This is a genomic window from Pseudomonas sp. REST10, assembly GCF_029542605.1.
GTDB classification, from domain to species: Bacteria; Pseudomonadota; Gammaproteobacteria; order Pseudomonadales; family Pseudomonadaceae; genus Aquipseudomonas; species Aquipseudomonas khazarica.
The window spans coordinates 3367620-3393259 of sequence record NZ_CP035677.1; the positions used below are offsets into that span (position 1 = coordinate 3367620).

Genomic DNA, 25640 nt, shown 5'->3' on the forward strand with positions numbered 1-25640 from the left:
TCGTTCTTATTCGCCGACGCTGATGGTCAGGCCAGCGGCAATTGCAAAAGGTGTCAGCGTCACCGCCAGGGCAGTGAGGCTGGCCAGCCACAACAGGTGGCCGCCAGCCGGCAATCCTTGCAAGGCCGCCTGCAGAGCCCCGCTGCCGAGAATCAGCACCGGGATGTACAGCGGCAGAATCAGCAGCGCCAGCAACAACCCGCCGCGCTTGAGACCTACGGTGAGGGCTGCGCCCACCGCGCCGAGCAGGCTCAGCACCGGCGTGCCGAGCAACAACGACAGCAGCAGGACCGGCAGGCAGCGCCCGGGCAAACCGAGCATCAGGGCCAGCAGGGGCGCCAGCAACACCAGCGCCAGGCCGCTAAACAGCCAGTGTGCCAGCACCTTGGCCAACACCAGAAGAGGCAGGGGGTGCGACGAAAGGACCCACTGCTCCAGCGAGCCGTCCTCGAAATCACTGCGGAACAGCCCGTCCAGCGAGAGCAGCACGGCCAGTAGCGCCGCTACCCAGAGCAGGCCGGGAGAAAGGGTTTGCAACAATTGCGTCTCCGGCCCGACCGCCAGGGGGAACAGGGCGATGACGATGGCGAAGAACACCAGCGGGTTGGCCAGGTCGGATGGGCGACGGGCCAGCAGGCGCATCTCGCGGCTGAGCAGTTGCGTGAAGACGTTGCTCATGCGGCGTGCTGCCCCAGATCGAGTTCGCGGTAGGTAGCCGGCTTGTGCGCGAGGCTGTGGTGGGTGGTCAGCACCACCACGCCACCCTGCTCGCAGTGGCGCGCCAGATGCGCCTCCAGTTGCGCCACGCCATGCTTGTCCAGGGCGGTGAACGGCTCGTCGAGCACCCACAGCGGCGGCGTGTCGGGCAGATACAGCCGGGCCAGGGCCACACGGCGCTGCTGCCCGGCGGACAGGGTGTGGCAGGGCACGTCCTCGAAACCACGCAGGCCTACCGCCTCCAGCGCCTGCCAGATCGCCTCGCGGTCGGCCGCACGATGCAGGGCGCACAGCCAGGCCAGGTTTTCCTCGGCAGTCAGCAGGCCCTTGATACCGGCCGCGTGGCCGATCCACAGCAGGTCATGCGCCAGCTCGCTGCGTTGCTGCGCCAGCGCCCGCCCCTGCAACAGGATGTCGCCCGCCGTCGGCTGCCGCAGGCCGGCCAGCAGGCGCAGCAGGCTGGTCTTGCCGCTGCCGTTGGGGCCGCTGATCTGCAGCATGTCCCCGGCCTGCAGGGAGAAATCCAGATGCTCGAACAACATGCGCCAATCCCGCTCACAGCTGAGCGCTACGGCTTCGAGAAAGGGAACGGTACGGGTCATCGATACCTGGCAGGGTTAAAGTAGGCAGAGTCCAGGCCGCTATACTGACGCGAGCCGGAAGTACGGTGCGGAACGGGGCGGCATTATACATGTCGCATCACTGTCCCCGCAGTCAGCATTTTCGACAGGTTGTTAACAGACTTTCGACCAAGAGCCCAGATGAGCGAAATCAGCAGCCCACGTCCGCTTCCCTCCTCGCCACCGGTGATTCGCAGCACGGTGACGGCCGCTGACCTGGCCGTGCGCCTGCTGCAGCCGCTGGAGGGCATGCTGGCCGCGGGCGAAAGCGCCAAGGCCGAGGTGGTCGCCATCCGTGAGCAGGCGCAGAGCTTCCAGCTGCTGCTCAAGCTGACGCTCGATGGCGGCAAGCAGACCACCCTGCAGGCGGAAAGCCCACGACCACTGGCGCAGGGCAGCGCGCTGCTGGTGACGGCGCTGTCGGACACCCGCCTGGCCCTGGCGCTGCAGGCCGGCGGCGACAAACCGCTGACCAGCCTGGACCTGCAGCAGCTGCCCCTGGGCACGTTGGTGCAGGGCAAGGTCGTCAGCCGCGATGCGCTGCCGACGCAGAACGCCCAGCCGGTCTATCGCCTGCTGGTGAACCTGCTCAACACACCGCTGGCTGGCAGCCAGCTGGCCCTGGACAGCCCGCTGGAGCTGCCCCTCGGCAGCCTGCTCAGCGCCCAGGTACAGGGCAGCCAGAATCTGGCCTTCCTGCCGCTGAGCGGCCGCCTGGACCAGCTGGTGCTGGGCCAGCAGCTGGCCGCGCAGCAGAACCGCCAGGCGTCCCTGGAAGGCCTGTTCAAAGGCCTGCAGAACCTCAGTGCCGGGGACGACGCCCTGCGCGGCAGCATCGACAAACTGCTCGGCGCCCTCCCCGACAGCAGTCAGCTGAGCACCGCCAAGGGCCTGGCACAGGCACTGGAAAGCAGCGGCGTACTGCTTGAAGCCAAGCTGCTGCAAGGCCAGACCGCCGCCCTGCCCCAGGACCTCAAGGCCAACCTGCTGCGCCTGATCGCCCAGCTCATGCCGCAGCTGCCAGGCGGTGCAAGCGCGCTTGCCGGCCTGCAGAACGCCCTCAACCAGAACCTGCCTACGTTGGCCCGACAGCTGCTTGGCGTGAACGCCACCGGCGGCTCCGCACGCCAGCAGGCGCTGACCTTCCCCCTGCCGTCGCGCCTGCTGCAGAACATGGACGGCGAGGCCGATCTGGAAACCCTGTTGAAGCTCGCCGCTGCCGCCGTATCGCGGCTGCAGACGCACCAGCTGTCGAGCCTGGCGCAGACCCAGGTGGACGCCAACGGCAACCTGGTCACCACCTGGCAGCTGGAGCTGCCCATGCGCCACCAGCAGGAGGTGATCCCCTTGCAGGTCAAGTTGCAGCGCGAGGACAGCGGCAAAGCGGAGAAAGCCGAGCAGAAGGACACGCTGTGGAAGGTCGAGCTGGCGTTCGAGCTGGACCACCTCGGCCCGCTGCAGGTACGCGCACAGTTACTGCGCGGCAGCCTGTCCAGCCAGCTGTGGGCCGAACGCGCCGACACCACCCAGCTGATCAACGCCGAACTTGGCCATCTGCGTGAGCGCCTGCAGGCCGCCGGCCTGGAGGTCGGCGAACTGGCCTGCAGTCTGGGCATGCCGCCACAAGGCCCGAAGACCTCGCTGGAACAACGCTGGGTGGATGAAACCGCATGAGCCGCAAGACACAGCCCGAGCCGCGCCAGGCGATCGCCCTCAACTACGACGGACAGAGCGCCCCCGTGCTCAGCGCCAAAGGCGACGACGAGCTGGCCGAAGCCATACTCGCCATCGCCCGCGAATACGAAGTGCCGATCTACGAGAATGCCGAACTGGTGCGCCTGCTCGCGCGCCTGGAGCTGGGGGACGCCATTCCCGAGACGCTGTATCGCTGCATCGCCGAGATCATCGCCTTCGCCTGGTACCTGCAGGGCAAGACACCCGCAGGCTTCGACCCGGATGCCGAACGCGACGTCACGCCACCGCTGCCCCTGCTCAAGGGGCCGGCGAACTGACCGCCAGACGCTGGTCGGCGGCCTCCTTGCTGCTGGGCAGGTCGAACAGCTGCCAGACGAAGTAGCCACCACGGAAATAGAACACCCGGGTGTAGCCCCAGCGCACCGCCTGCTCGACGGCCACGGCGCTCTGCGCGCACACCTCGCTGTCGCAGTAGATCACCAGGGGCGTCTCGCGCGGCAGGGATGCCTCGGCGAGGCCGGGAAAACGGCCGTGCAGGTCCAGGTGCACGGCGCCCTGCACATGTCCCCAGCCCCACTCGCGCGCCGGGCGTACATCGATGAACAGCGCGCCATGGTCATGCAGGTGCTTGGCCTGCATGACGTTGACGGTGATGGCGCCGGACACTTGCAAAGGCGCTTCCTGAGCCATCAGCGACCGGCAGAGCAAGCAGCTGGCGAGCAGAACGAGCAGACGACGCATGATCATCCCCCTCCGAATGCCGCACGAGAACCTTCTTTCAGCTTAGATGGGATGAAACAGGCGCTAGGACTGATTGGGCAGGCCCGTGGACCTGCTAAGAACGCTGCCGACTATCAGTGGCAGCTATTGCGGTTGCCCCGCCCTGGGCTTGTGCAGGCGGCTGATCAGCTCGGCTTCCGCCTTGCTCAGCCCGCAGGACTGGGTCAGGTCGTCGACGCTGGCGCCCATGCCGACCAGGCGTGCAGCCTGGGTGAAGGACAGGCTGCTGGGGTCGCGCTGCTCGATCTGACTGACCTTGTCCGGCAGCGGCGCCACCACGCGGCGCAGCTCGTGCAGCTCTTCGCCCATGCGAATGCTGCCGGTCAGGTAGGCATCGAGCCGCTTGCCGAGCTCCTTGATCCGCGCATCACGCAGTGCATCGCGCTTGGCCTGCTCGGCGAGCAGGCGCTGCTGGTTGCGATGCAGGCCGTTGCAGACGATGCCCAGTGCCACGCAGACCAGCGCCAGGAAGGCCAGGGCCGCAGCGAGCATGGCAAACTCGGACATGGCTCAGATGCTCTCCAGCTCCGACCACTCTTCCTCGGACATCAGCTTGTCCAGCTCGACCAGGATCAGCAGCTCGCCGTTCTTGTTGCAGACGCCCTGGATGAACTTGGCCGATTCATCGTTACCGACGTTCGGCGCAGTCTCTATCTCGGACTGACGCAGATAGACCACTTCGGCCACGCTGTCGACGAGAATGCCGACGACCTGCTTGTCCGCCTCGATGATGACGATACGGGTGTTGTCGGTCACCGGCGCCGACCCCAGGCCGAAGCGCTGGCGGGTATCGATCACGGTCACCACGTTGCCGCGCAGGTTGATGATGCCCAGCACGTAACTCGGTGCCCCCGGGACCGGAGCGATCTCGGTGTAGCGCAGGACTTCCTGCACCTGCATCACGTTGATGCCATAGGTCTCGTTGTCCAGGCGAAAGGTCACCCACTGCAGAATCGGATCTTCGGCACCTTGTGCAGAACTTTTCTTCATGTCCCTAGCCTCGTCAGAAACCGCCCAGTGCGGCGTTCGCGGGTCAACCCGCTTGTCATTCAACTATAGAGCCCGTGACCACGAACTCACCAATTATCAATGCAGTTTTCCACCGTTCAGCCGTTTGGCGCCACCGCTGGCGATCAATTCGGCCAGTGCGGCGACGTCCAGCAGCGCGCACATATGCTCGATCACCGTACCGGCCAGCCATGGCCGCTGGGTGCGCTGGCTGCGCCATTTGACCTCGCTCGGGTCCAGGCGAATCGAGCGGCTGACCTGGTGAACGGCAAGCCCCCACTCGTAGCCCTGCACCGAAATCACGTACTGCAGGCCCTCGCGGAAGTCCTCGCGGTAGCGGTCCGGCATCACCCAGCGCGCGGTGTCCAGCACCTTCAGGTTACCGGCCTGGCTCGGCAGGATACCGAGAAACCAGTCCGGCTGGCCGAACAACGGCGTCAGCTCCTGACCCTCCAGCGGGTAGATGGAGCCCAGGCAGATCAGCGGCACGGCGAGCGTCAGCCCGGCGACGTCGAACAGCAGGCACTCGAACGGCTCTTCTGCCCAGGCAGGACGACCATCCGCCAGCAGCCCGGCCGGTTGCGCAGCGACCTCCAGATCGAGGTCGAGGGCGGGAGGCGCCTCATCGATGACTGGCGCCGGCACCGGCACCCGCAATTCCACGGGCGGCGCTTCCACCAGCACCGCTGCCTGCACCGGAGCAGGCGCGGGCGCCTCGGCCACGGCAATCACGCTCACGGGTTCGAGCAGACGCGCATCACGCACCTGTTCCTCGAGCACCGCAGCCTCGAATTCGTCGAGGCTGACGGACTCTTCCAGCTCGGCAACAGCCTCCTGCAACAGCCCGTCGAGATAGGACTGCAGGGCCAACTGGGAACGCGTGGCGGTGGCGAGGTTACGACTCATGACTGGAACCCGAAACGATATCTTTACAGTCTATCGGCTGCAGCCTGCTCCGACTTGAGTGGCGCAGTTCAACACAAGCGTTCATCTCAGGCCACCTGCGCCGCTGGCTGGTGGCTGAGCAGATGCTTGAGCAAGGCACGGTAGGCAATCACGCCACGGCTGCCCGCGTCGAACTGCGACGGGGTGCGCCCGGCCCGGCTGGCATCGCGCAGGCGCGTGTCGACCGGAATGTAGGCTGGCCAGAGGTGCTCGGGATAAGTATTGCGCAGAACGCGCAACGTGCTCATCGACGCCTGGGTACGGCGATCGAACAGGGTCGGCACGATGGTGTAAGGCAGCGCCTGCTTGCGTGAACGGTTGATCATGGTCAACGTGCTGATCATGCGCTCGAGCCCCTTGACCGCAAGGAACTCGGTCTGCACCGGGATCACCAGCTGCTGGCTGGCCGCCAGGGCGTTGACCATCAGCACGCCAAGCAGTGGCGGGCTGTCGATGATGGCGTGGTCGAAATCCTCCCACAGCTGCGCCAGGCTCTTGGCGATCACCAGGCCCAGGCCGCTCTGCCCCGGAGACTGGCGCTCCAGGGTGGCCAGTGCGGTGCTCGACGGCAGCAGCGAGATGTTCTCGTGGCTGGTGCCATGCAGCAGTTGCTTCGGCAGGCCCTGGGGCACGTTGCCCTGATGCAGGAACAGGTCGAAGCAGCTGTGCTCCAGGGTATCCGGGTCATGCCCGAAATAACTGGTCATCGACCCATGCGGGTCGAGGTCGACCACCACCACACGTTTGCCTGCATCGGCCAGGAGGCCTGCCAGGGCGATGGACGTAGTGGTCTTGCCGACACCACCTTTCTGATTGGCTACTGCCCAGACTTTCATTTTCTCTCATCCTCCCGGCACGCAGCGCTCAGGCCGAGAATGGCTGTCACCTGCTCGCGGCAGGCGACTGGGATTTGACAGGTCACGATTGCGGAACCCCCGACGCAGACGCCGGTGCAGGTTGCGTGCCAGCGCCGGACTGTCGAGTCGAGGTACTGCCTGCACCGCGACGGGTATCGAGATTGCGCGAAATCACCAGCACCACCCGGCGATTGCGCGCCCTGCCCTCCGCCGAGGCGTTGTCCGCTATCGGCTGAAACTCGCCGTAGCCTACCGCCGCCAGGCGCGAAGGGTCGACACCATCCATGGCCAGCATACGCACGATGCTCGACGCCCGTGCCGACGACAACTCCCAGTTGGTCGGGTACTGAGCGGTCTGGATCGGCAGGTTGTCGGTGAAGCCCTCCACCTTGACCGGGTTCTGATAGGGCGCCAGAATCTTGGCGACCTTCTCGATGATGGAAAACGCCTGGTTGTTCGGGATGGCGTCTCCACTTGGGAACAGCAGACTGGAACTGAGTTCGATCTCGATCCACATCTCGTTGCCCCGCACCGTCAGCTGATCGCTCTGGATCAGCTCGCCGAACACCTCGCGCACGCTCGAGGCGATGCTCTGCAGGGTGGAATCGGAGCTGGGATCGTCGTGCGTGGTGTCGTCAGGCTCGCTGGTACGCGGCCTTTCTTCACCCACCGGGATCGGCTTGATCGAACGATCCGGCTGATTGAACACTCCCGTCAGCGACTCGGAGAGAATCTTGTACTTGCCTTCGTTGATCGACGAAATCGAATACATCACCACGAAAAACGCGAACAGCAGGGTGATGAAGTCGGCGTAAGAGACCAGCCAACGCTCATGATTCTCGTGTTCTTCCTGGTGCCGCCTGCGCGCCATGCTGCCATCCCTCCATCAGTCCATGAAGCCTTGCAGCTTCAGCTCGATGGAACGCGGATTCTCACCCTCGGCGATGGACAGGATGCCCTCGAGCAGCATCTCGCGGTAACGCGACTGACGCAGCGCGATGGATTTGAGCTTGTTGCCGGCCGGCAACAGCAGCAGGTTGGCAAAACCCACACCGTAGATGGTGGCGACGAACGCCACGGCAATGCCGCTGCCGAGTATGCTCGGGTCGGCCAGGTTGCCCATCACGTGGATCAGCCCCATCACCGCGCCGATGATGCCGATGGTCGGCGCGTAGCCGCCCATGCTCTCGAACACCTTGGCAGCCTGGATGTCGCGTGCTTCCTGGGTGTAGAGGTCGACCTCGAGGATGCTGCGGATCGACTCCGGCTCGGCGCCGTCGACCAGCAGCTGCAGGCCCTTGCGCGCGTACGGGTCAGGCTCGGCGTCGGCGACAGCCTCCAGCCCCAGCAGGCCCTCCTTGCGCGCCACCATGCTCCAGCCGACGACCCGGTTGATGCCGCCAACCAGGTCGATACGCGGCGGAAAGAAGATCCAGCGCACGACGACCATCGAACGCTTGAACACGGTCACCGGCGTCTGCAGGAACGCCGCGCCCACGGTGCCACCCAGCACGATCAATGCGGCCGGCCCGTTGAGCAGCGCGCCGGCATTGCCGCCTTCGAGGTAGTTGCCGCCGAGTATCGCCACGAACGCCAGAATGACGCCGATGAGGCTCAGTACATCCATTGGCAGGCATCCGCATTAGCGTTGGTCACTGGCAAGCCTCGGTCAGGTGACGACCGATGTCATCCAGGCCATAGACGGCATCGGCCAGATTGGCCTTCACCACGGCCATGGGCATGCCATAGATCACGCAGCTGGCCTCGTCCTGTGCCCACACCTGGCTGCCGCCCTGCTTGAGCAGACGCGCGCCCTCGCGGCCGTCCGCGCCCATGCCGGTCAGCACCACCGCCAGCACCTTGTCGCCATAGGACTTGGCGGCGGAGCCAAAGGTGATGTCGACACAGGGCTTGTAATTCAGACGCTCGTCACCCGGGAGGATTTTCACCACGCCGCGCGAATCGACCATCATCTGCTTGCCGCCCGGCGCCAGCAGTGCCAGCCCGGGGCGCAGCACGTCGCCATCCTCGGCTTCCTTGACCTGGATCCGGCACAGCTTGTCCAGACGCTCGGCAAAGGCCTTGGTGAACGCCGCCGGCATGTGCTGAATCAGCACCAGAGGCGCCGGAAAATTGCCTGGCAACTGGGTCAGAACCCGCTGCAGGGCCACCGGGCCGCCGGTCGAGGTACCGATGGCCACCAGCTTGTAGGCCTTGCGCTTGGGCGCTGCCGAGGCGCTGCTGGACGGCGCTGCGCTGCGCGCAGCCGGGCTGGCCACAGCGGGCCGGGCCGGTGCGGCCGGGCGACTAACCGGCGCTGCCGTCGGACTGGCCGCTGTCGGCGCCGGAGCCACCGCGGCCGAACTGAAACGGCGGTTACTGCGCGCAATGCTGTGCACCTTCTCGCACAGCATCTGCTTGACCTTCTCGGGGTTGCGCGAGATGTCCTCGAAGTTCTTCGGCAGGAAGTCCACGGCACCGGCGTCCAGCGCGTCGAGCGTGACACGGGCGCCCTCGTGGGTGAGCGAGGAGAACATCAGCACCGGCGTCGGGCAGCGCTGCATGATGTTCCTCACTGCGGTGATGCCGTCCATCATCGGCATCTCGTAATCCATGGTGATCACATCGGGCTTGAGCGCCAATGCCTGATCGATGGCTTCACGTCCGTTGGTGGCCGTCCCTACCACCTGAATACTGGAATCGGCAGACAGAATTTCCGAAACACGCCGGCGGAAGAAGCCGGAATCGTCCACCACCAAGACCTTGACAGTCATAAACACTCCTAGACGGCACGGGCTTCGGCCCGTGCCGCAAAACCATCAGAAACGCCGAGCGTAGCGCTTGAGCATGCTCGGTACGTCGAGAATCAGCGCGATGCGACCGTCGCCGGTGATGGTCGCCCCGGACATGCCCGGAGTGCCCTGCAGCATCTTGCCCAGTGGCTTGATTACCACTTCTTCCTGACCCACCAATTGATCGACGACAAAACCGATGCGCTGGCTGCCCACGGTGAGGATCACCACGTGACCTTCGCGCTGTTCCTCCTGGAAGGCCTGCGGTACCAGCCAACGCTTGAGATAGAACAGTGGCAGCGCCTTGTCACGCACGATCACCACTTCCTGGCCATCGACCACGTTGGTACGCGACAGGTCGAGGTGGAAAATCTCGTTGACGTTGACCAGCGGGAAGGCGAATGCCTGGTTTTCCAGCATCACCATCAGCGTGGGCATGATCGCCAGGGTCAGCGGCACCTTGATGATGATCTTCGAGCCCTGGCCCTTCTGCGAGAACACGTTCACCGTGCCGTTGAGCTGGGTGATCTTGGTCTTGACCACATCCATGCCGACACCACGGCCGGACACGTCGGAAATCTCGGTCTTGGTCGAGAAGCCCGGGGCGAAGATCAGGTTGTAGCATTCGAACTCGTTCAGGCGATCCGCCGCGTCCTTGTCCAGCAGGCCCTTTTCCACGGCCTTGGCGCGCAGCACGTCGGCATCCATGCCCTTGCCGTCGTCGGTGATCGACAGCAGGATGTGATCCCCTTCCTGCTCGGCGGACAGCACCACACGACCGGCACGGGCCTTGCCCGCCTTCTCGCGCTCCTCCGGCGTTTCCACGCCATGGTCGACGGCGTTGCGCACCAAGTGCACCAGTGGGTCGGCCAGGGCCTCGACGAGGTTCTTGTCGAGGTCGGTCTCTTCGCCCACCAGCTCGAGGTTGATCTCTTTCTTCAGGTTGCGCGCCAGATCGCGGACCAGACGCGGGAAGCGCCCGAACACCTTCTTGATCGGCTGCATGCGGGTCTTCATCACCGAGGTCTGCAGGTCCGCAGTGACCACGTCGAGGTTCGACACCGCCTTGGACATCGCCTCGTCGCCGCTGTTGAGGCCCAGGCGCACCAGGCGGTTACGCACCAGCACCAGCTCGCCGACCATGTTCATGATCTCGTCGAGGCGCGCGGTGTCGACGCGTACGGTGGTTTCCGCTTCGCTCGCCGCCGGTGCCTTGTCGCCAGCAGGTGCCGGCGCGGCTGCGGCGCGGCCAGCAGCGGGCTCGGCCTTGGCCGGAGCGGCCGGTTTGGCGGGCGCAGCAGGTGCAGCAGCCTTGGCCGCTGCGGCGGGCTTGGCTGCAGGTGCAGCCGGTTTCGCTGCCGGAGAGGGAGCAGCCGGTTCACTCGGCGGCACGAACTTGCCCTTGCCGTGCAACTGATCGAGCAGCGACTCGAACTCGTCGTCGGTGATGTCGTCACCGGCAGGCGCCGGCGGTTCGCTGGCAGCGACGGCTGGCGCGGCGGTTTCGGCCGGGCCGGAGAACTGCCCCTTGCCGTGCAGCTGGTCGAGCAACGCCTCGAATTCATCGTCGGTGATGTCGTCACTGGCAGGCGCCGGCGCCGGTGCGGCAGCACTGGCGGTGCTGGCAGGCGTCTCGACCGGGCCACTGAACTGCCCCTTGCCATGCAACTGGTCGAGCAGCGACTCGAACTCGTCGTCGGTGATGTCGTCACTGGCAGGCGCCGCCGCTTCCACGGCCGGGGCATCGCCCAAGGCGTCGAGCAGCTGTTCGAACTCGCTGTCGGTGATGTCGCCGGACGCCGCAGCAACCGGCTCAGGCTCCGGCGCGGGTTCCGGCGCGGCTGCCACGACCGGCGCAGGCGCCGGCTCGGCACCAGCCGGTTCAGCCAGGCGCGCCAGCGCGGCCAGCAGCTCCGGCGTGGCAGGCGTCGGCTCGCGGCGCTCGCGCACCTCGCCGAACATGCCGTTGACTGCATCAAGAGCCTCGAGCACCACGTCCATCAGCTCCGAGTCGACGCGACGCTCACCCTTGCGCAGGATATCGAACACGTTCTCGGCTATGTGGCAGCACTCCACCAGCTCGTTGAGCTGGAGGAAGCCCGCTCCGCCCTTGACGGTATGGAAACCGCGAAAGATGGCGTTGAGCAGGTTCATGTCGTCCGGCCGGCTTTCCAGCTCGACCAACTGCTCGGACAACTGTTCGAGAATCTCGCCGGCCTCTACCAGGAAGTCCTGGAGGATCTCTTCATCGGCGCCGAAGCTCATATTGTGTGCTCCTTAGAACCCTAGGCTGGACAGCAGGTCGTCGACATCGTCCTGACTGGAGGCAACGTCATCACGCTTATCGGCATGAATCTGCGGACCTTCACCCCGCGATGGCTCTTTTATTTTTTCCTGTTCGGCACGCAACGCTTCGTGGTCATGCTGAATGCCGGCAAAACGGTCGACCTGGCTGGCCATCAGCATCAGCTTGAGCAGGTTGCCTTCCACCTCGGTCACCAGCTGGGTGACCCGCTTGATCACCTGCCCGGTGAGGTCCTGATAGTCCTGCGCCAGCAGAATGTCGTTGAGGTGATTGGACAGTTTGGCGCCGTCACGCTCGCTGCGCGCCAGGAACAGCTCGACGCGCTTGGCCAGCTCGCGGAACCCCTCGGCACCCATCTCGCGACGCATGAAACGGCCCCACTCGGCGCTCAGGCTCTGCGCCTCATCGCTCAGGTCATTGACCAGCGGAGCGCTCTGCTCCACCAGGTCCATGGTGCGGTTGGCCGCCCTCTCGGTCTGGGTAACGACGTAGTTCAGGCGTTCGGTCGCATCGGCGATCTGCGACAGTTCCTGCGCATGCGGCATGCGCGGGTCGATCTGAAAGTTGACGATGGCGTTGTGCAGCTCACGGGTCAGCTTGCCGACCTCGTGATAGAGCCCGCGATCACGGACCTTGTTGAGTTCGTTGATCAGTTGCACCGCGGCGCCGAAATTGCCTTGTTCGAGGCTATCGACCAGGTCACGGGCGTTGTTTTTCAGGGTCGACTCGAGGTCACCCATCGTGGAGTCATCATGTTCCATAGCACCCTCGCGGCCGACATCAGCCGTTGACTCGCTCGAAGATCTTCTCGATCTTTTCCTTCAGCACCTGGGCGGTGAAGGGTTTGACCACGTAGCCATTCACGCCGGCCTGAGCCGCCTCGATGATCTGGTCGCGCTTGGCTTCGGCGGTCACCATCAGCACCGGCAGGTGCTTGAGACGCTCGTCGGCGCGAACGGCGCGCAGCAAGTCGATACCGGTCATGCCGGGCATGTTCCAGTCGGTCACCAGAAAGTCGAAGCTGCCGCTCTGCAGCATCGGCAGCGCCGACGTGCCGTCATCGGCTTCTGCGGTGTTGGTGAAACCCAAGTCCCGCAAGAGGTTCTTGATGATCCGTCGCATCGTCGAGAAATCGTCAACGATGAGGATTTTCATGTTCTTGTCCAAGTCGACCTCCGTACAGTCCCAAACGTATTGCGCTTGCAACTACGTCCTTTAATCGAGAAACCGCTTCCGCCTGCGAGTACGCCGCTGTTCAGCCTGCGCGCCATTCACTCAGTCGCGAGCGCAGGCGTGCCGCGCACTGACTGTGCAGTTGGCTCACACGTGACTCGCTAACCCCCAGCACTTCACCGATTTCTTTCAAGTTCAGTTCTTCATCGTAATACAGCGCCAGCACGAGACGTTCACGCTCGGGCAAACCGGCGATGGCCTCGGCCAAAGCCGCCTGAAAGCGTTCGTCTTCGAGGTCCCGCGAAGGTTCGAGATGGGTGTGCCCGGCGTCTTCGTGCAAGCCGCCGTGCTCGCCATCCTGCAAGAGGTCGTCGAAGCTGAACAGGCGGCTGCCCAAAGTGTCGCCAAGAATGCCGTAGTAATCCTCCAGACTCAATTGGAGTTCGGCAGCAACCTCGTGATCTTTAGCGTCGCGCCCGGTTCGGGCTTCGACTGCACGAATCGCATCGCTGACCATACGGCTGTTGCGGTGCACGGAACGCGGCGCCCAATCGCCCTTGCGTACCTCGTCGAGCATGGCACCGCGAATGCGGATGCCGGCGAAGGTTTCGAAACTGGCACCCTTGCTGGAGTCGTATTTGCGCGAGGCCTCGAGCAAGCCGATCATCCCCGCCTGGATCAGATCATCGACCTGCACGCTGGCTGGCAGGCGTGCCAGCAGGTGGTAGGCGATGCGCTTGACCAGGGAGGCATAGCGCTCGATCAACTGGTGCTGGGAGTCCTGCGCCTGCGCCTTGTTGTACATACGAAGTCCAGAAGCTGCTGTCATACGGCACTGTCAGCCGTCGGTTGCTGCACCAGACGCTCGACGAAGAACTCCAGATGGCCGCGGGGGTTGGCCGGTAACGGCCAGGTGTCGACCTTCTGAGCAATCGCCTTGAACGCCAGGGCGCACTTGGATCGTGGGAACGCCTCATAGACGGCACGCTGCTTCTGCACGGCCTTGCGCACGCACTCGTCGTAGGGCACGGCGCCGACATACTGCAGGGCGACATCAAGAAAACGATCCGTCACCTTGGTCAGCTTAGCAAAGAGATTGCGCCCTTCCTGCGGACTGTGAGCCATGTTGGCCAGCACGCGGAAACGGCTGATGCCATGGTCACGATTGAGCAGCTTGATCAGGGCGTAGGCGTCGGTGATGGAGGTCGGTTCGTCGCACACCACCACGAGGATTTCCTGCGCCGCCCGGACGAAGCTGACCACCGCATCGCCGATACCGGCGGCGGTGTCGATCACCAGGACATCGAGGTTCTCGCTGATGTCGCTGAATGCCTGGATCAGCCCGGCATGCTGCATCGGCGTGAGGCTGACCATGCTCTGCGTGCCCGACGCGGCCGGCACGATGCGAATGCCGCCCGGCCCCTGCAGCAGCACGTCACGCAGATCGCACTCGCCGGCGATCACATCGGCCAGGGTGCGCTTGGGCGTGAGCCCCAGCAGCACGTCGACGTTGGCCAGCCCCAGGTCGGCGTCCATCAGCATCACCCGCCGACCGAGGTCGGCCAGGGCCATGGACAGATTCACCGACACATTGGTCTTGCCGACGCCACCCTTGCCGCCGGTCACCGCAATCACCTGTACGGGATGCATACCCATGTTCTTTCTACACCTTGTCTAACTTCGACTTGACCATCAGGCCGTTCACTCCCGCGCTCATGCGCGAGAGGGTGCAACATTGTCGCCGTTCACCCGGCGCGCTGCGCGGGCTGGTGATAGAGCCCGGCGAACAACTGCGCCATGGCGTCCTCACTCGGCTCCTCCGCAGACTGCAGGCCCACTGCGCGGCTGACCAACTGGTGGCTGCGCGGCACCTGCAGGTCATCCGGAATGCGCGGCCCGTCTGTCACATAGGCTACCGGCAGATGCTGGCCTATAGCCAGACCCAATACCTCGCCCAGGCTCGCAGCCTCGTCCAGCTTGGTCAGTATGCAACCAGAAAGTCCGCAGCGCTTGTAACTATGGTAGGCCGCCTTGAGCACTTGGTTCTGACTCGTTGCCGCCAAAACCAGATAATTCTTCGACTTGATACGTGGCGACGCCAGGCTCTCCAGCTGCAGGCGCAGTGCCGGATCGTTACCTGGCAGGCCTGCGGTGTCGACCAGCACCACGCGTTTCTTGGCCAGCGGCGTCAGAGCCTGCAGCAGAGACTGACCGGGATCGACCTGGGTCACCGATACGCCAAGGATACGCCCAAGCGTCTTCAGTTGCTCCTGTGCGCCAATACGATAGCTGTCCATGCTCACCAGAGCGACCTGCTGCGCGCCGTACTTAAGCACGTAGCGCGCAGCCAGCTTGGCCAGCGTGGTGGTCTTGCCCATGCCGGCCGGACCGACCAGGGCGATCACCCCACCCTCTTCCAGCGGCTCGACCTTGGGCGTTCTGATCGCGTGAGCCAGGTGGGCCAGCAGCATGCGCCAGGCCTGACGCGGCTCGGCCACACCGGCCACCTTGCTCAGCAGGGCTTGCGACAGCTCGGCCGACAGGCCCATGCGCTGCAGGCGACGCCAGAGGTTGGCCTGCTGCGGACGACGATTCTGCAGCTGCCCCCAGGCGATGGACCCCAGCTGGACTTCGATCAGCTCACGCAGGCCATGCAGCTCGAAGCGCATCGCGTCCAGAGCCCGGGGATCGACCGCCGGTGCAGCGGCGACAGGCGCCTCGAGCGGGCGCTGCGGCTTGACCGGCGTCGCCGGCAGCTCGGGCGCCAGCAGCGACTCGTTGGCGAACAACTGGCGATCCTTGCCGGCATCCTGTTCGGCACGGGTGGTCAGCTCGGCCTGGGCGCTGGCGATGCGCGCCTGGGTCTTGCGCAACTCGGCTTCCAGCGCCGGGTTCGGGCGTGCCGGGGCCGGCGCCTGGTAATCCAGCGCAGCCGTCAGCTCCACACCGCCAGCCACGCGGCGGTTGCCGATGATCGAGGCATCGGCGCCCAGTTCGTCACGCACCAGTTTCATGGCGGTCCGCATATCGGCGGCGAAGAAGCGTTTGACCTGCATGACCCTTTACCTCAGTTCTGGCCAACCGTAGCGACTATGGTGACCTGCTTGTTGTCCGGAATTTCCTGGTACGCCAGCACGTGCATGCTGGGTACCGCCAGCCGCGCGAAGCGCGAGAGCATCGCCCGGATCGGACCGGCCACCAGCAGGATCACCGGTTTGCCGAGCATTTCCTGGCGCTGCGCCGCATCCACCAGGGAACGCTGCAGCTTTTCAGCCATGCCGGGCTCGAGGAGGATGCCATCCTCGCTGCCCTGACCGGCCTTCTGCAGACTGTTCAGCAATATCTGTTCCAACCTTGGTTCCAGGGTGATCACAGGCAGCTCCGGCTCTAGTCCCACGATGCTTTGCACGATTGCGCGGGCCAGCGACACGCGGACCGCGGCGACCATCGCGGCGGGATCTTGACTCTTCGGCGCGACGTTGGCGATCGCCTCGGCGATGGTGCGGATATCGCGTACCGGCACCTGCTCCTGCAGCAGTGCCTGCAACACCTTAAGCAGGGTCGACAGCGACACCAGCCCCGGCACCAGCTCCTCGGCCAGCTTGGGCGAGCTCTTGGCCAGCAATTGCATGAGCTGCTGCACTTCCTCGTGACCAAGCAATTCGTGGGCGTGCTTGTGCAGGATCTGGTTGAGGTGGGTGGCGACCACCGTACTGGCGTCGACCACTGTATAGCCGAGCGATTGCGCCTGATCACGCTGGCTAGGGTCGATCCATACCGCCTCCAGGCCGAACGCCGGATCCTTGGCGGCGATCCCGTTGAGCGGGCCGAACACCTGGCCGGGGTTGATCGCCAGTTCCCGATCGGGATAAACCTCCGCCTCGGCGACGCTGACGCCCATCAGCGTCAGGCGATAGGCGTTGGGCGCCAGGTCGAGGTTGTCGCGGATATGCACCGAGGGCATGAGAAAGCCCATTTCCTGCGAGAGCTTCTTGCGCACGCCCTTGATCCGCGCCAGCAACTGGCCGCCCTGGTTGCGATCGACCAGCGGAATCAGGCGATAGCCCACCTCCAGGCCAACCATGTCCACCGGAGTGACGTCATCCCAGCCCAGTTCCTTGACCTCCTGGGCCTTCTGCGCCGGCAGCAGCTCCTGCTGACGCTGGACCTCCTTGACCTCCTCTTCCTTGGCCTTGCGCTGGCGGTGGGCGATCCAGTACGCACCACCGGCGGCGATCAGGCCCAGGCCGATGAAGGAAAAGTGCGGCATGCCCGGCACCAGGCCCATGGCGATCATGATCGCTGCGGCCACGGCCAGCGCACGCGGCGAGGCGAACATCTGCCGGTTGACCTGCGCGCCCATGTCCTCGGAGGTGGACACGCGGGTCACCATCACCGCCGCTGCCGTGGACAGCAACAGGGAAGGAATCTGCGCCACCAGGCCGTCACCGATGGTCAGCAGGGTGTAGACCTTGCCGGCGTCGGAGAAGGCCAGGCTGTGCTGCAGCACGCCGATGGCGATACCGCCGATGAGGTTGATGAACAGGATCAGCAAACCGGCGATGGCGTCACCGCGGACGAACTTGCTGGCACCGTCCATGGAACCGTAGAAGTCGGCCTCTTGCGCCACTTCGCTGCGGCGCTTCTTGGCCTCGACCTGGTCGATGAGGCCGGCGTTGAGGTCGGCGTCGATGGCCATCTGCTTGCCGGGCATGGCATCCAGGGTGAAACGCGCGCTCACTTCGGAGATGCGCCCGGCACCCTTGGTGACCACCACGAAGTTGATGATCATGAGGATGGCGAACACCACAATACCGACCACGTAGTTGCCGCCGATCACCACCTCGCCGAAGGCCTGGATCACCTGCCCCGCCGCGCCATGCCCCTCGTGACCGTTGAGCAGCACCACGCGCGTGGACGCCACGTTCAGCGCCAGGCGCAGCAGCGTCGCCGCCAGCAGGATGGTGGGGAACACGGCGAAATCCAGCGGTCGCAGGGCGTAGATGCTGACCAGCAGGACGACGATCGACAGGGCGATGCTGAAGGTGAACAGCACATCGAGCAGGAACGCCGGGATCGGCAGCATGACCATGCCGAGCATGACCAGCAGCAACAGCGGAATGCCCAGGTTGCCATGGCGCAAGCCTGCCAGGTTGCTGCGCACTTCACCGATTAACTGTGCTCGATCTACTGCCACGTGCCCTACCCCAACCATTCAATCTTTTGACGCGAGACTGCGTCCTAGAGGGGTAATGGCAAGAAGCGTTCCACAAATGCCGAAGCCGCGTACGACGCCGCTTACGTGTCGCGACGCAGGTCCGGCGGGATGGGCAGGTCCGGCAGCGGTCCGGGGCGCTTACCCTTGCCGGCGCGGTACTGACGCAGCTGGTAGACGTAGGCCAGCACCTGGGCCACCGCCAGGTACAGACCGGCAGGAATCTCCTGGTCCAGCTCGGTGGAGTAGTACACCGCCCGCGCCAGTGCCGGCGACTCCAGCACCATCACCTGGTGCTCCTGGGCGATTTCACGAATCTTCAGCGCCAGGAAGTCGCCACCCTTGGCCAGCAACATCGGCGCCCCACCCTTTTCCGGGTCGTACTTCAGCGCCACCGCGAAGTGGGTCGGGTTGGTGATCACCACGTCGGCCTGCGGCACCGACTGCATCATCCGCCGCTCGGCCATTTCCCGCTGCAACTGGCGGATGCGGCCCTTGACCTCGGGCTTGCCTTCGGTGTCCTTGTACTCGTCACGCACTTCCTGCTTGGTCATCATCAGCTTCTGCTTGTGACTCCAGAGCTGGAACGGCACATCCACCGCCGCGATCAGGATCAGCCCGCAGGACAGCCAGAAAGCGCTCCAGCCGACGACCTTGAGGCTGTGCAGGATCGCCGGCTCGAGCGGCTCGTTGGCAATCGACAGCAGGTCGTCCTGGTCGACCGACAACACCAGCAGCGCCACGGCCAGGATCACCAGGAACTTGGCCAGCGCCTTGAGCAGCTCGACCAGCGCCTGTACGGAGAACATACGCTTGAGCCCGGCCAGCGGATTCATCCGGCTGGCCTTGGGCTGCAGGGCCTCGGCGGAGAACAGCCAGCCGCCCAGCGCGATCGGGCCGACCACCGAGGCGATCAGCAAGGCGATGAAGAACGGCTGCACCGCCACCAGGGCGGCCTTGCCGGAGGCCAGCAGGTGCAGGGCCATGCTGCCTTCGTTCATCAGCACGTCGCGCGGCAGGCTGAAGTTGCCGCGCATCACCCCTATCAGGGTGTTGCCCATGTAGGCGCCGAAGCTGATCAGCGCCACGGTGCCGGTGAGCGTCACCGCCAGCGTGTTGAGCTCCTTGGAACGAGCGATCTGGCCTTTTTTCCGCGACTCCTCGAGCCGCTTGCCTGTGGGTTCCTCGCTCTTGTCGGCGCCGCTTTCGCTTTCAGCCATGCGGACTCCTCATCGCGTTTCGGCGAATTCGCCCAGCTGCTGCAGGGCGTCGCTGGCCAGCGCCTGGAACAGGCTGCCAAAGTCGGAAAGGCTGACCCAGAAGATCACCAGGCCCATGGCCAGGGTCAACGGGAAACCGATGGAGAAGATATTCAGCTGCGGCGCGGCGCGGGTCATCACGCCAAAGGCCAGGTTGATCACCAGCAGGGCGGTGACCGCCGGCAGCGTCAGCAGCAGCCCGGCACCGATGACCCAGCCGAGCTTGCCCGCCAGGGTCCAGTAGTGATCGACCATCAGCCCCTGCCCGTAAGGCAAGGTGACGAAGCTCTCGGCCAGCACCTCCAGCGCCACCAGGTGCCCGTTGATCGCCAGGAACAGCAGGGTCACCAGCATCAGCATGAACTGCCCGAGCATCGGCACCGAGACGCCGTTGGTTGGGTCGACCATCGAGGCGAAACCCAGGCCCATCTGCATGGCGATGATCTGCCCTGCGACGATGAAGAGGTGGAAGAACAGCTGCAGGACGAAGCCCAGCATGGCACCGATCAGCACCTGCTCGACGATCAGCAGCAGACTGCGCAGGCTCAATGCGTCCACCTGCGGCATCGGCGGCAGGGTCGGCACCAGCACCACGCTGATGGCCAGCGCCAGGTACAGGCGCACGCGGGTCGGCACCAGCTGCGTACCGATGATCGGCATCACCATCAGCATCGCCGCGATACGGAACAACGGCAGCAGGAACTGGCCGACCCAGCCGCTGATCTGCGCATTGCTCAACTCCAGCATCGCCCCCTGCCCTCAACCGATCAGGTAGGGAATGTTCTGAATCAGCGTCTGGGTGTACTCCATCAGCTGACTCACCAACCAGGGACCGGCCCAGATCAGGGTGATCAGCATCACCATCAGGCGCGGCAGGAAACTCAGGGTCTGTTCGTTGATCTGCGTGGCGGCCTGGAACATCGCCACGATCAGGCCGACCACCAGGCTCGGCACCACCGCCAGGCCGACGATCAGGACGATCAGCCAGAGCGCTTCGCGAAACAGGTCAACCGCAATCTCGGGGGTCATGTGCGCCTCGCTATAAGGTGCCGAAGCTGGCGGCCAGGGTGCCCATGATCAGCGCCCAGCCATCGACCAGCACGAACAGCATGATCTTGAACGGCAGCGAGATGATCAGCGGCGACAGCATCATCATGCCCATGGCCATGAGGATACTGGCGACCACCATGTCGATGATCAGGAACGGAATGAAGATCATGAAGCCGATCTGGAAGGCCGTCTTCAGCTCGGACGTCACGAAGGCCGGCACCAGGATGGTCAGCGGCACGTCCTCGACACCGGCCAGGTCGGTACGCTTGGACAGGCGCACGAACAGCTCCAGATCGCTCTCGCGGGTCTGCGCCAGCATGAAGTCGCGGATCGGCCCCTCGGCACGCGTCAGCGCCTCCTGGGCGACGATCTCCTCGTTGAGATAGGGCTGCAGGGCGTCGCTGTTGATGCGGTCGAACACCGGGGCCATGATGAACATCGTGAGAAACAGCGCCAACCCCACCAGAATCTGGTTCGAGGGCGTCTGCTGCAGGCCGAGCGCCTGCCGCAGGATGGAGAACACGATGATGATCCGGGTGAAGCTGGTCATCAGCATGACGAACGCCGGGATGAAGCTCAGCGCGGTCATGATCAGCAGGATCTGCAGGCTGACCGAGTACTCCTGCTGGCCGTCCGCGTCCGTGGACAGGGTGATGGCCGGGATCGACAGCGGGCTGCTGCCCTGCTGGATCAGGCTATTGCCCGTGGGCGGATCCTCGGCGAACGCCAGCGAAGTGGCCAGGCTAAGCACCAGCACCAGCAACAGACGCAGCATCAGGATTTATCCTTCTGATCCTTGCCCAACAGCTCCATCAGGCGCTGGGCGAACTCGGGGGTGGCGGCCTCGGCATCGCCCAGGTGCACCGGCTCCTTGAGCACATGCAGCGGCGCGATGCGCCCGGCGGACAGGCCCAGGAGGATCTGCTCGTTGCCCACCTGCACCAGCACCAGGCGATCGCGCGGCCCGAGCGGCTGGGTCGCCAGCAGCTTGATCACCTGGCCACCACGCGGTGCCAGCTGCTGCACACGGCGCAGCAGCCAGGCCAGCAGGAAGATCAGGCCGATGACCAGCAACAGCCCCAGCAGCAACTGGCCGAGCTGGCCGGCCACATCGCTGCTGGCCATCGGCGTCGCGGCCTTGCCGGCAGGCTCGGCGGCGACAACGGCGCCAGGCAGCGCCAACAGCAACGCAAGGATTCGGCTCATGTCAGCGCAGCTTCTTGATGCGTTCGCTGGGGCTGATCACGTCGGTCAGGCGGATGCCGAACTTCTCGTTGACCACGACCACTTCGCCATGGGCGATCAGCGTACCGTTGACCAGCACGTCCAGCGGCTCGCCGGCCAGGCGATCGAGCTCGATCACCGAACCCTGGTTGAGCTGCAGCAGGTTGCGGATGGTGATGTCGGTGTTGCCGACCTCCATGGAGATGGACACCGGAATATCCAGGATCACATCCAGGTTGGGCCCTTCCAGGTTGACCGGCAGGTTGGGCGACGGCGGTGCGCTGCCGAACTCCTCCATCGGCGCACGCGGCGCGGCGGGCTGCGCAGGTTGTGCGGCCTCCTGCCCGGCCAGCATGGCGTCGATGTCGTCCTGCCCGGCGTCTTCACCGGCCTCGGCCAGCGCAGCGGCCCACTCGTCGGCCAGTGCCTGTTCCTCGGGGGAAGTGTTTTCTTCGTCTGCCATCGTCTTTCCTCGCCTGGCTTCAGCTATTCGTTCGCATCGGGCCAACCGGCCCACAGGGTTGCCGGCGCTTCAGCGCTGGCGTTCGATCGGGTCCAGCACCTGCAAGGCCAGGTTGCCCTTGTGGGCCCCCAGCTTGACCTTGAAGGTCGGCACGCCATTGGCGCGCATGATCACGTTGTCCGGCAGCTCCACCGGGATCACGTCTCCCGGCTGCATGTGCAGGATGTCGCGCAGCTTCAGCTGACGACGCGCCACCGTCGCGGACAGGGGCACGCTGACATCGAGGATGTCTTCGCGCAGGGCCTTGATCCAGCGCTCGTCCTGATCGTCGACATCGGACTGGAAGCCGGCGTCGAGCATCTCGCGGATCGGCTCGATCATCGAATACGGCATGGTGATGTGCAGGTCGCCGCCACCGCCATCCAGTTCGATGTGGAAGGTGGAGACCACCACCACCTCGCTGGGGCTGACGATGTTGGCCAGCGCCGGGTTGACCTCCGAGTTGACGTACTCGAAGTTGATATCCATCACCGCATGCCAGGCTTCGCGCAGATCGACGAAGGCCTGATCCAGCACCATGCGCACCACGCGCAGTTCCGTCGGGGTGAACTCGCGCCCTTCGATCTTGGCGTGGCGACCGTCGCCGCCGAAGAAGTTGTCCACCAGCTTGAACACCAGCTTGGCATCGAGGATGAACAGCCCGGTGCCACGCAGCGGCTTCATCTTCACCAGGTTGAGGCTGGTCGGCACGTACAGCGAATGCACGTACTCACCGAACTTCATCACCTGCACGCCACCCACGGCGACGTCGGCGGAGCGCCGCAGCAGGTTGAACATGCTGATGCGGGTGTAACGGGCGAAGCGCTCGTTGATCATCTCCAGGGTCGGCATGCGCCCACGGACGATACGGTCCTGACTGGTCAGGTCATACTGCTTGACGCTCGTCGGATCGGCGGAGTCTTCGGTCTCGACCAACCCGTCGTCGACGCCATGCAGCAGCGCATCGATCTCGTCCTGGGAAAGCAGGTCTTGCACGGCCATGTTCGGCTCCCGCTACTGCAACACGAAATTGGTGAACAGCACCTGCTCGACCACAGTGCTGCCGGTTTCCTTCTGGGCCAGCTCCTGTACGCTGGCCAGCGCCTGCTGCAGGAGCATCTCCTTGCCCAGCGGCGTCTGCAGCGCGGCGAAATCCTGACCGGCGAGCAGCATCACCAACTGGTTGCGCAGCACCGGCATGTGCACCTTGAGCTTCTCCATCCCGGCAGCGTCGCGCCCCATCAGCGCCATGCTGAGCTGCAGGTAGCGGGTGCGCCCCTGGTAGTTGAAGTTGACGACGAAGGCCGGCATCAGGTCCTGATACAGCGCCGGCTGGTGCCCCGGGGCGGCAGGCGCCTCGGCTTCGCTGGCCGCATGCTCCTCGGACTTGTCGCCCTTGCTGAGAATGAACCAGGTACCGCCAACGGACAGGCCGACAGCCAGCAACAGGCCCACCACGATGAGAATGATGAGTTTGAGCTTGCTCTTGCCGGCGGGTTGTCCCTCGGCCGCAGGTGCCGCTTCTTTCTTAGCCATGCCAATAATCCGTCACTTGTCGGAGTTTTGTCCGCATTCAAAGGGTTAAGAGCAAGTGTTATGCCAGCATATGAGCAGGCTTGTCTAACTCCGGGCTGCGGATTTAACAGCGCCAGCCTCTTGCTGTCACCTCAAATGCAATCGCCCGGGTTGCCTGAATGGCTACCCGGGCGATTGCAAGTCTAGCGGAGTCACACCGAACATCGGAGCCGGCGGCTTGTGGCGTGGCGCTCGTTTCGCTCACGCCAGGCGGCCGCCGATGCCGCGCAGCGGGCCAGGACCGCAGAGTTTCGGCTACGCATCACGCGTAGTAGTCGACGAGCCCCCGACCACTGCTCAGGCGATCGCTGCGGATTTCCTGATGACCGACGGCCTGCCCCTCGTCACCGCCAAACAGGCCATCGCGCGCGCCGGAACCGCCACGCCCGCCCTCGCCCTGGCCTTGCCCCTGCCAGCCACGGTTCAGCGACTGGTCGGAAACGTTGGCATCGGCCAGGTTCATGCCCTGTTGCGCGAACATCTCGCGCAAGCGATGCATCTGCCCCTCCAGCGCGTCACGCACACCGGCGTTGGGGCTGGCGAAGGTGACCTGGGCCTGGTCCTGAGTCATGTGCACCCGCACTTCGAGGCGCCCCAGGTCCGCCGGGTCGAGCTGGATCTCGGCAGACTTGAGGTTCTGGCTGGACAGCCACATGACCCGATCGACCACCGCCTCGCTCCAGCCGGCCTGCTGCATGGCCACCGGCTGGCCGGGCACCAGCGGCAGACGCTGCGCAGCATTGGTCTGCTGGTTGAGGGCCTGGGTCAGCGCACTTAGCTTGCTGACGAACTGATCCGGACGATTGGGCTGGACGCTGTCCTTCAGGCTGTCCTGGACATCCTTGGCCAGGCTCTCCAGCGGCAGGTCCAGGGTAGACTCGTCAGTTGTCGTGGTCGACTCCTCGCCCTTGCCCATGGCGGCCATGGCGGCGGCGAAATCGGCACTGGCCACGGTCTTGGTGCTCTTGCTGACAGCCTCCTGCACCGGCGTAGGCTTGACCGCCAGCTCCTCCGGCTGCGAATCGAGCAGCGCCAGCGGGTCGAGCCCCTCTTCCTCCGTCACCGGCCCGGCCTCTTCGCCAGCGGCAGCAGCGGCACCGGTGATCACCAGCGCCGCAGGCTCCAGCTCCTCATCGGGGAGCGCGGCCTCCTCGGTTTGCGGCTGCATGCCGCCCAGGGCCATCGCCAGCAACGGGTCGAGTTCCTCCTCCCCGGTTTCCTCACTCGGCAAGGAATTGCCGGAGGCGGCAACCTCCGGCTGCTCAGCGGCAGCCGTGGCAGCGTCGGCCTCGGCCGTAGCCGGGCCGCTGCTCTGTTCTTGCTTGGGCTTCTCGGCATTGCCAGCACGCTCGCCAGGCTTGGCCTGGCGCTCCTTGGCATACACCTCGGCAAAGCTAGAAGCACCGTTCTTGCTGGGCTCCGGCGCTTTAGCCGGCTGCTTCGCTTTGCTCTTAACCTCAGGCGTGGCCTGCAGGCGCAGATCGGGCAACGCGGACATGGACGCTCTCCGTCTAATGGGTCGTGACGGTATCAGAGCAAAGGACGGGCCAACTCGTGCAATCGCCTAGACGCGATAACGCTGGCGCTCGGATTTGAGCAGGATGCGGACGATGGCGAACTCGCGCTCGATCTGCTCGATCAAGGCCGGCGCCAGCTCCATCGCCTCGCGCCGCCCGGCGTCTTCGAGCTCCTTGCACAGGCCGGACAGCATCACCGCGCCCATGTTGCTGCAGCTGCCCTTGAAGCTGTGCGCAGCCAGGCGCAGCCCCTGCGGGTCGCCCTGCGCCTCGGCCTCGCGCAGCAGGCGCACGCGCTCCTCGGAGTCAGCCACGAAGGTATCGAGCAACGCCGGATATTCGGCTTCCATAACGTCCTGCAGGGCTGCCAGGACGGCATCGTCGAGATGGATATCGGACAACGGGT

At 64.8% G+C, this 25640-nt stretch carries 29 protein-coding genes; 2 read left to right on the plus strand and 27 right to left on the minus strand.

Translation table 11 applies throughout. The features are described 5' to 3' along the window. Positions 1 to 6: 6 nt before the first annotated feature. Positions 7 to 678 carry a heme exporter protein CcmB gene (ccmB, locus tag EWH21_RS15920; RefSeq protein ID WP_037050495.1) on the minus strand — a complete coding sequence of 224 codons (672 nt, stop codon included), beginning with the start codon at positions 676 to 678 and terminating at the stop codon, positions 7 to 9. Then, a complete protein-coding gene (gene ccmA / locus EWH21_RS15925; RefSeq protein WP_277698809.1) occupies positions 675 to 1319 on the minus strand; it encodes a cytochrome c biogenesis heme-transporting ATPase CcmA in 645 nt (214 codons plus the stop codon). Before ccmA ends, ccmB begins: the two co-directional genes overlap by 4 nt. Before the next feature lie 159 nt (positions 1320 to 1478). Here ccmA and EWH21_RS15930 point away from each other — a divergent pair, with 159 nt between their 5' ends. Then, positions 1479 to 3011, plus strand: a complete 1533-nt coding sequence (locus EWH21_RS15930; RefSeq protein WP_277698810.1) for a flagellar hook-length control protein FliK — start codon at positions 1479 to 1481, stop codon at positions 3009 to 3011. Next, positions 3008 to 3349 carry an EscU/YscU/HrcU family type III secretion system export apparatus switch protein gene (locus tag EWH21_RS15935; protein ID WP_037050489.1) on the plus strand — a complete coding sequence of 114 codons (342 nt, stop codon included), beginning with the start codon at positions 3008 to 3010 and terminating at the stop codon, positions 3347 to 3349. Before EWH21_RS15930 ends, EWH21_RS15935 begins: the two co-directional genes overlap by 4 nt. On the opposite strand, the gene EWH21_RS15940 is transcribed toward EWH21_RS15935, so the two are convergent. The 25 genes from EWH21_RS15940 to EWH21_RS16060 all read right to left on the minus strand — a co-directional run bounded on the left by EWH21_RS15940 (position 3330) and on the right by EWH21_RS16060 (position 25635). Continuing rightward, positions 3330 to 3773 (minus strand): rhodanese-like domain-containing protein, encoded by a 444-nt coding sequence (locus EWH21_RS15940; RefSeq protein WP_277698811.1) that lies wholly within the window; start codon positions 3771 to 3773, stop codon positions 3330 to 3332. The two genes, EWH21_RS15935 and EWH21_RS15940, sit on opposite strands and share 20 nt — an antisense overlap. 123 nt (positions 3774 to 3896) lie before the next feature. Further along, on the minus strand, positions 3897 to 4319 hold the full coding sequence (locus EWH21_RS15945) for a DUF2802 domain-containing protein (RefSeq protein ID WP_037050486.1): 423 nt from the start codon (positions 4317 to 4319) through the stop codon (positions 3897 to 3899). 3 nt (positions 4320 to 4322) lie between these two features. After that, on the minus strand, positions 4323 to 4802 hold the full coding sequence (locus EWH21_RS15950; RefSeq protein WP_037050483.1) for a chemotaxis protein CheW: 480 nt from the start codon (positions 4800 to 4802) through the stop codon (positions 4323 to 4325). A gap of 96 nt (positions 4803 to 4898) precedes the next feature. Continuing rightward, entirely contained in the window at positions 4899 to 5726 is an 828-nt protein-coding gene (locus EWH21_RS15955; protein ID WP_175253830.1) for a CheW domain-containing protein, read from the minus strand. Positions 5727 to 5812: 86 nt separating this feature from the next. Beyond that, positions 5813 to 6601 (minus strand): ParA family protein, encoded by a 789-nt coding sequence (locus EWH21_RS15960; protein WP_037050478.1) that lies wholly within the window; start codon positions 6599 to 6601, stop codon positions 5813 to 5815. 82 nt (positions 6602 to 6683) lie between these two features. Next, the gene (motD, locus tag EWH21_RS15965; protein ID WP_037050475.1) at positions 6684 to 7493 is read right to left on the minus strand and encodes a flagellar motor protein MotD; all 810 of its coding nucleotides are present in this window, start codon (positions 7491 to 7493) and stop codon (positions 6684 to 6686) included. 15 nt (positions 7494 to 7508) lie between these two features. Beyond that, entirely contained in the window at positions 7509 to 8249 is a 741-nt protein-coding gene (locus EWH21_RS15970) for a flagellar motor protein (RefSeq protein WP_277698812.1), read from the minus strand. 25 nt (positions 8250 to 8274) lie between these two features. Next, complete coding sequence (locus EWH21_RS15975; protein WP_037050471.1) at positions 8275 to 9396, minus strand: chemotaxis response regulator protein-glutamate methylesterase; 1122 nt, start codon at positions 9394 to 9396, stop codon at positions 8275 to 8277. Positions 9397 to 9441: 45 nt separating this feature from the next. Further along, entirely contained in the window at positions 9442 to 11679 is a 2238-nt protein-coding gene (locus EWH21_RS15980) for a chemotaxis protein CheA (RefSeq protein ID WP_277698813.1), read from the minus strand. 12 nt (positions 11680 to 11691) lie between these two features. Beyond that, positions 11692 to 12480 carry a protein phosphatase CheZ gene (locus tag EWH21_RS15985; protein WP_037050467.1) on the minus strand — a complete coding sequence of 263 codons (789 nt, stop codon included), beginning with the start codon at positions 12478 to 12480 and terminating at the stop codon, positions 11692 to 11694. Positions 12481 to 12499: 19 nt separating this feature from the next. Next, a complete protein-coding gene (locus tag EWH21_RS15990; protein WP_169968482.1) occupies positions 12500 to 12874 on the minus strand; it encodes a chemotaxis response regulator CheY in 375 nt (124 codons plus the stop codon). 100 nt (positions 12875 to 12974) lie between these two features. Then, positions 12975 to 13721, minus strand: coding sequence for an RNA polymerase sigma factor FliA (fliA, locus tag EWH21_RS15995; protein WP_037050464.1), 747 nt, complete (start codon positions 13719 to 13721; stop codon positions 12975 to 12977). Next, on the minus strand, positions 13718 to 14548 hold the full coding sequence (gene fleN / locus EWH21_RS16000) for a flagellar synthesis regulator FleN (RefSeq protein WP_167494315.1): 831 nt from the start codon (positions 14546 to 14548) through the stop codon (positions 13718 to 13720). Before fleN ends, fliA begins: the two co-directional genes overlap by 4 nt. Before the next feature lie 89 nt (positions 14549 to 14637). Beyond that, the gene (flhF, locus tag EWH21_RS16005; RefSeq protein WP_134675534.1) at positions 14638 to 15948 is read right to left on the minus strand and encodes a flagellar biosynthesis protein FlhF; all 1311 of its coding nucleotides are present in this window, start codon (positions 15946 to 15948) and stop codon (positions 14638 to 14640) included. An 11-nt stretch (positions 15949 to 15959) separates the two neighbouring features. Further along, positions 15960 to 18107: a flagellar biosynthesis protein FlhA gene (gene flhA, locus EWH21_RS16010; RefSeq protein WP_037050457.1), complete on the minus strand. Its 2148-nt coding sequence runs from the start codon at positions 18105 to 18107 to the stop codon at positions 15960 to 15962. Positions 18108 to 18190: 83 nt separating this feature from the next. After that, complete coding sequence (gene flhB / locus EWH21_RS16015) at positions 18191 to 19327, minus strand: flagellar biosynthesis protein FlhB (protein ID WP_037050454.1); 1137 nt, start codon at positions 19325 to 19327, stop codon at positions 18191 to 18193. Positions 19328 to 19336: 9 nt separating this feature from the next. Further along, complete coding sequence (gene fliR, locus EWH21_RS16020) at positions 19337 to 20113, minus strand: flagellar biosynthetic protein FliR (protein WP_277698814.1); 777 nt, start codon at positions 20111 to 20113, stop codon at positions 19337 to 19339. Positions 20114 to 20125: 12 nt separating this feature from the next. Beyond that, positions 20126 to 20395, minus strand: a complete 270-nt coding sequence (gene fliQ / locus EWH21_RS16025; protein ID WP_037050449.1) for a flagellar biosynthesis protein FliQ — start codon at positions 20393 to 20395, stop codon at positions 20126 to 20128. Positions 20396 to 20405: 10 nt separating this feature from the next. Beyond that, entirely contained in the window at positions 20406 to 21191 is a 786-nt protein-coding gene (gene fliP, locus EWH21_RS16030) for a flagellar type III secretion system pore protein FliP (RefSeq protein WP_037050447.1), read from the minus strand. Next, positions 21191 to 21622, minus strand: a complete 432-nt coding sequence (fliO, locus tag EWH21_RS16035; RefSeq protein ID WP_277698815.1) for a flagellar biosynthetic protein FliO — start codon at positions 21620 to 21622, stop codon at positions 21191 to 21193. The genes fliP and fliO overlap by 1 nt, the downstream gene beginning before the upstream one ends. Position 21623: 1 nt before the next feature. Further along, entirely contained in the window at positions 21624 to 22103 is a 480-nt protein-coding gene (fliN, locus tag EWH21_RS16040; RefSeq protein WP_037050443.1) for a flagellar motor switch protein FliN, read from the minus strand. Between the two features lie 69 nt (positions 22104 to 22172). Then, on the minus strand, positions 22173 to 23144 hold the full coding sequence (gene fliM, locus EWH21_RS16045) for a flagellar motor switch protein FliM (RefSeq protein ID WP_037050440.1): 972 nt from the start codon (positions 23142 to 23144) through the stop codon (positions 22173 to 22175). Between the two features lie 12 nt (positions 23145 to 23156). Next, positions 23157 to 23678, minus strand: coding sequence for a flagellar basal body-associated protein FliL (gene fliL, locus EWH21_RS16050; protein WP_037050438.1), 522 nt, complete (start codon positions 23676 to 23678; stop codon positions 23157 to 23159). A 301-nt stretch (positions 23679 to 23979) separates the two neighbouring features. Further along, positions 23980 to 25215: a flagellar hook-length control protein FliK gene (locus tag EWH21_RS16055; protein WP_277698816.1), complete on the minus strand. Its 1236-nt coding sequence runs from the start codon at positions 25213 to 25215 to the stop codon at positions 23980 to 23982. 66 nt (positions 25216 to 25281) lie between these two features. Next, positions 25282 to 25635 (minus strand): Hpt domain-containing protein, encoded by a 354-nt coding sequence (locus EWH21_RS16060; RefSeq protein ID WP_037050433.1) that lies wholly within the window; start codon positions 25633 to 25635, stop codon positions 25282 to 25284. Between the last annotated feature and the right edge of the window lie 5 nt (positions 25636 to 25640).

Coding starts and splice junctions, on each gene's coding strand:
- EWH21_RS15945 (WP_037050486.1), bottom strand. CDS start 4,319: ATGTCCGAGTTTGCCATGCTCGCTGCGGCCCTGGCCTTCCTGGCGCTG.
- EWH21_RS15975 (WP_037050471.1), bottom strand. CDS start 9,396: ATGACTGTCAAGGTCTTGGTGGTGGACGATTCCGGCTTCTTCCGCCGG.
- fliM (WP_037050440.1), bottom strand. CDS start 23,144: ATGGCCGTGCAAGACCTGCTTTCCCAGGACGAGATCGATGCGCTGCTG.
- fliQ (WP_037050449.1), bottom strand. CDS start 20,395: ATGACCCCCGAGATTGCGGTTGACCTGTTTCGCGAAGCGCTCTGGCTG.
- EWH21_RS15940 (WP_277698811.1), bottom strand. CDS start 3,773: ATGCGTCGTCTGCTCGTTCTGCTCGCCAGCTGCTTGCTCTGCCGGTCG.
- fliA (WP_037050464.1), bottom strand. CDS start 13,721: ATGACAGCAGCTTCTGGACTTCGTATGTACAACAAGGCGCAGGCGCAG.
- EWH21_RS15950 (WP_037050483.1), bottom strand. CDS start 4,802: ATGAAGAAAAGTTCTGCACAAGGTGCCGAAGATCCGATTCTGCAGTGG.
- flhF (WP_134675534.1), bottom strand. CDS start 15,948: ATGCAGGTCAAACGCTTCTTCGCCGCCGATATGCGGACCGCCATGAAA.
- EWH21_RS15935 (WP_037050489.1), top strand. CDS start 3,008: ATGAGCCGCAAGACACAGCCCGAGCCGCGCCAGGCGATCGCCCTCAAC.
- EWH21_RS15955 (WP_175253830.1), bottom strand. CDS start 5,726: ATGAGTCGTAACCTCGCCACCGCCACGCGTTCCCAGTTGGCCCTGCAG.
- fliN (WP_037050443.1), bottom strand. CDS start 22,103: ATGGCAGACGAAGAAAACACTTCCCCCGAGGAACAGGCACTGGCCGAC.
- flhB (WP_037050454.1), bottom strand. CDS start 19,327: ATGGCTGAAAGCGAAAGCGGCGCCGACAAGAGCGAGGAACCCACAGGC.
- flhA (WP_037050457.1), bottom strand. CDS start 18,107: ATGGTTGGGGTAGGGCACGTGGCAGTAGATCGAGCACAGTTAATCGGT.
- fliR (WP_277698814.1), bottom strand. CDS start 20,113: ATGCTGGAGTTGAGCAATGCGCAGATCAGCGGCTGGGTCGGCCAGTTC.
- fliO (WP_277698815.1), bottom strand. CDS start 21,622: ATGAGCCGAATCCTTGCGTTGCTGTTGGCGCTGCCTGGCGCCGTTGTC.
- fliP (WP_037050447.1), bottom strand. CDS start 21,191: ATGCTGCGTCTGTTGCTGGTGCTGGTGCTTAGCCTGGCCACTTCGCTG.
- EWH21_RS15970 (WP_277698812.1), bottom strand. CDS start 8,249: ATGGATGTACTGAGCCTCATCGGCGTCATTCTGGCGTTCGTGGCGATA.
- ccmB (WP_037050495.1), bottom strand. CDS start 678: ATGAGCAACGTCTTCACGCAACTGCTCAGCCGCGAGATGCGCCTGCTG.
- fliL (WP_037050438.1), bottom strand. CDS start 23,678: ATGGCTAAGAAAGAAGCGGCACCTGCGGCCGAGGGACAACCCGCCGGC.
- fleN (WP_167494315.1), bottom strand. CDS start 14,548: ATGGGTATGCATCCCGTACAGGTGATTGCGGTGACCGGCGGCAAGGGT.
- EWH21_RS15980 (WP_277698813.1), bottom strand. CDS start 11,679: ATGAGCTTCGGCGCCGATGAAGAGATCCTCCAGGACTTCCTGGTAGAG.
- EWH21_RS15990 (WP_169968482.1), bottom strand. CDS start 12,874: ATGAAAATCCTCATCGTTGACGATTTCTCGACGATGCGACGGATCATC.
- ccmA (WP_277698809.1), bottom strand. CDS start 1,319: ATGACCCGTACCGTTCCCTTTCTCGAAGCCGTAGCGCTCAGCTGTGAG.
- EWH21_RS15960 (WP_037050478.1), bottom strand. CDS start 6,601: ATGAAAGTCTGGGCAGTAGCCAATCAGAAAGGTGGTGTCGGCAAGACC.
- motD (WP_037050475.1), bottom strand. CDS start 7,493: ATGGCGCGCAGGCGGCACCAGGAAGAACACGAGAATCATGAGCGTTGG.
- EWH21_RS15985 (WP_037050467.1), bottom strand. CDS start 12,480: ATGGAACATGATGACTCCACGATGGGTGACCTCGAGTCGACCCTGAAA.
- EWH21_RS16055 (WP_277698816.1), bottom strand. CDS start 25,215: ATGTCCGCGTTGCCCGATCTGCGCCTGCAGGCCACGCCTGAGGTTAAG.
- EWH21_RS15930 (WP_277698810.1), top strand. CDS start 1,479: ATGAGCGAAATCAGCAGCCCACGTCCGCTTCCCTCCTCGCCACCGGTG.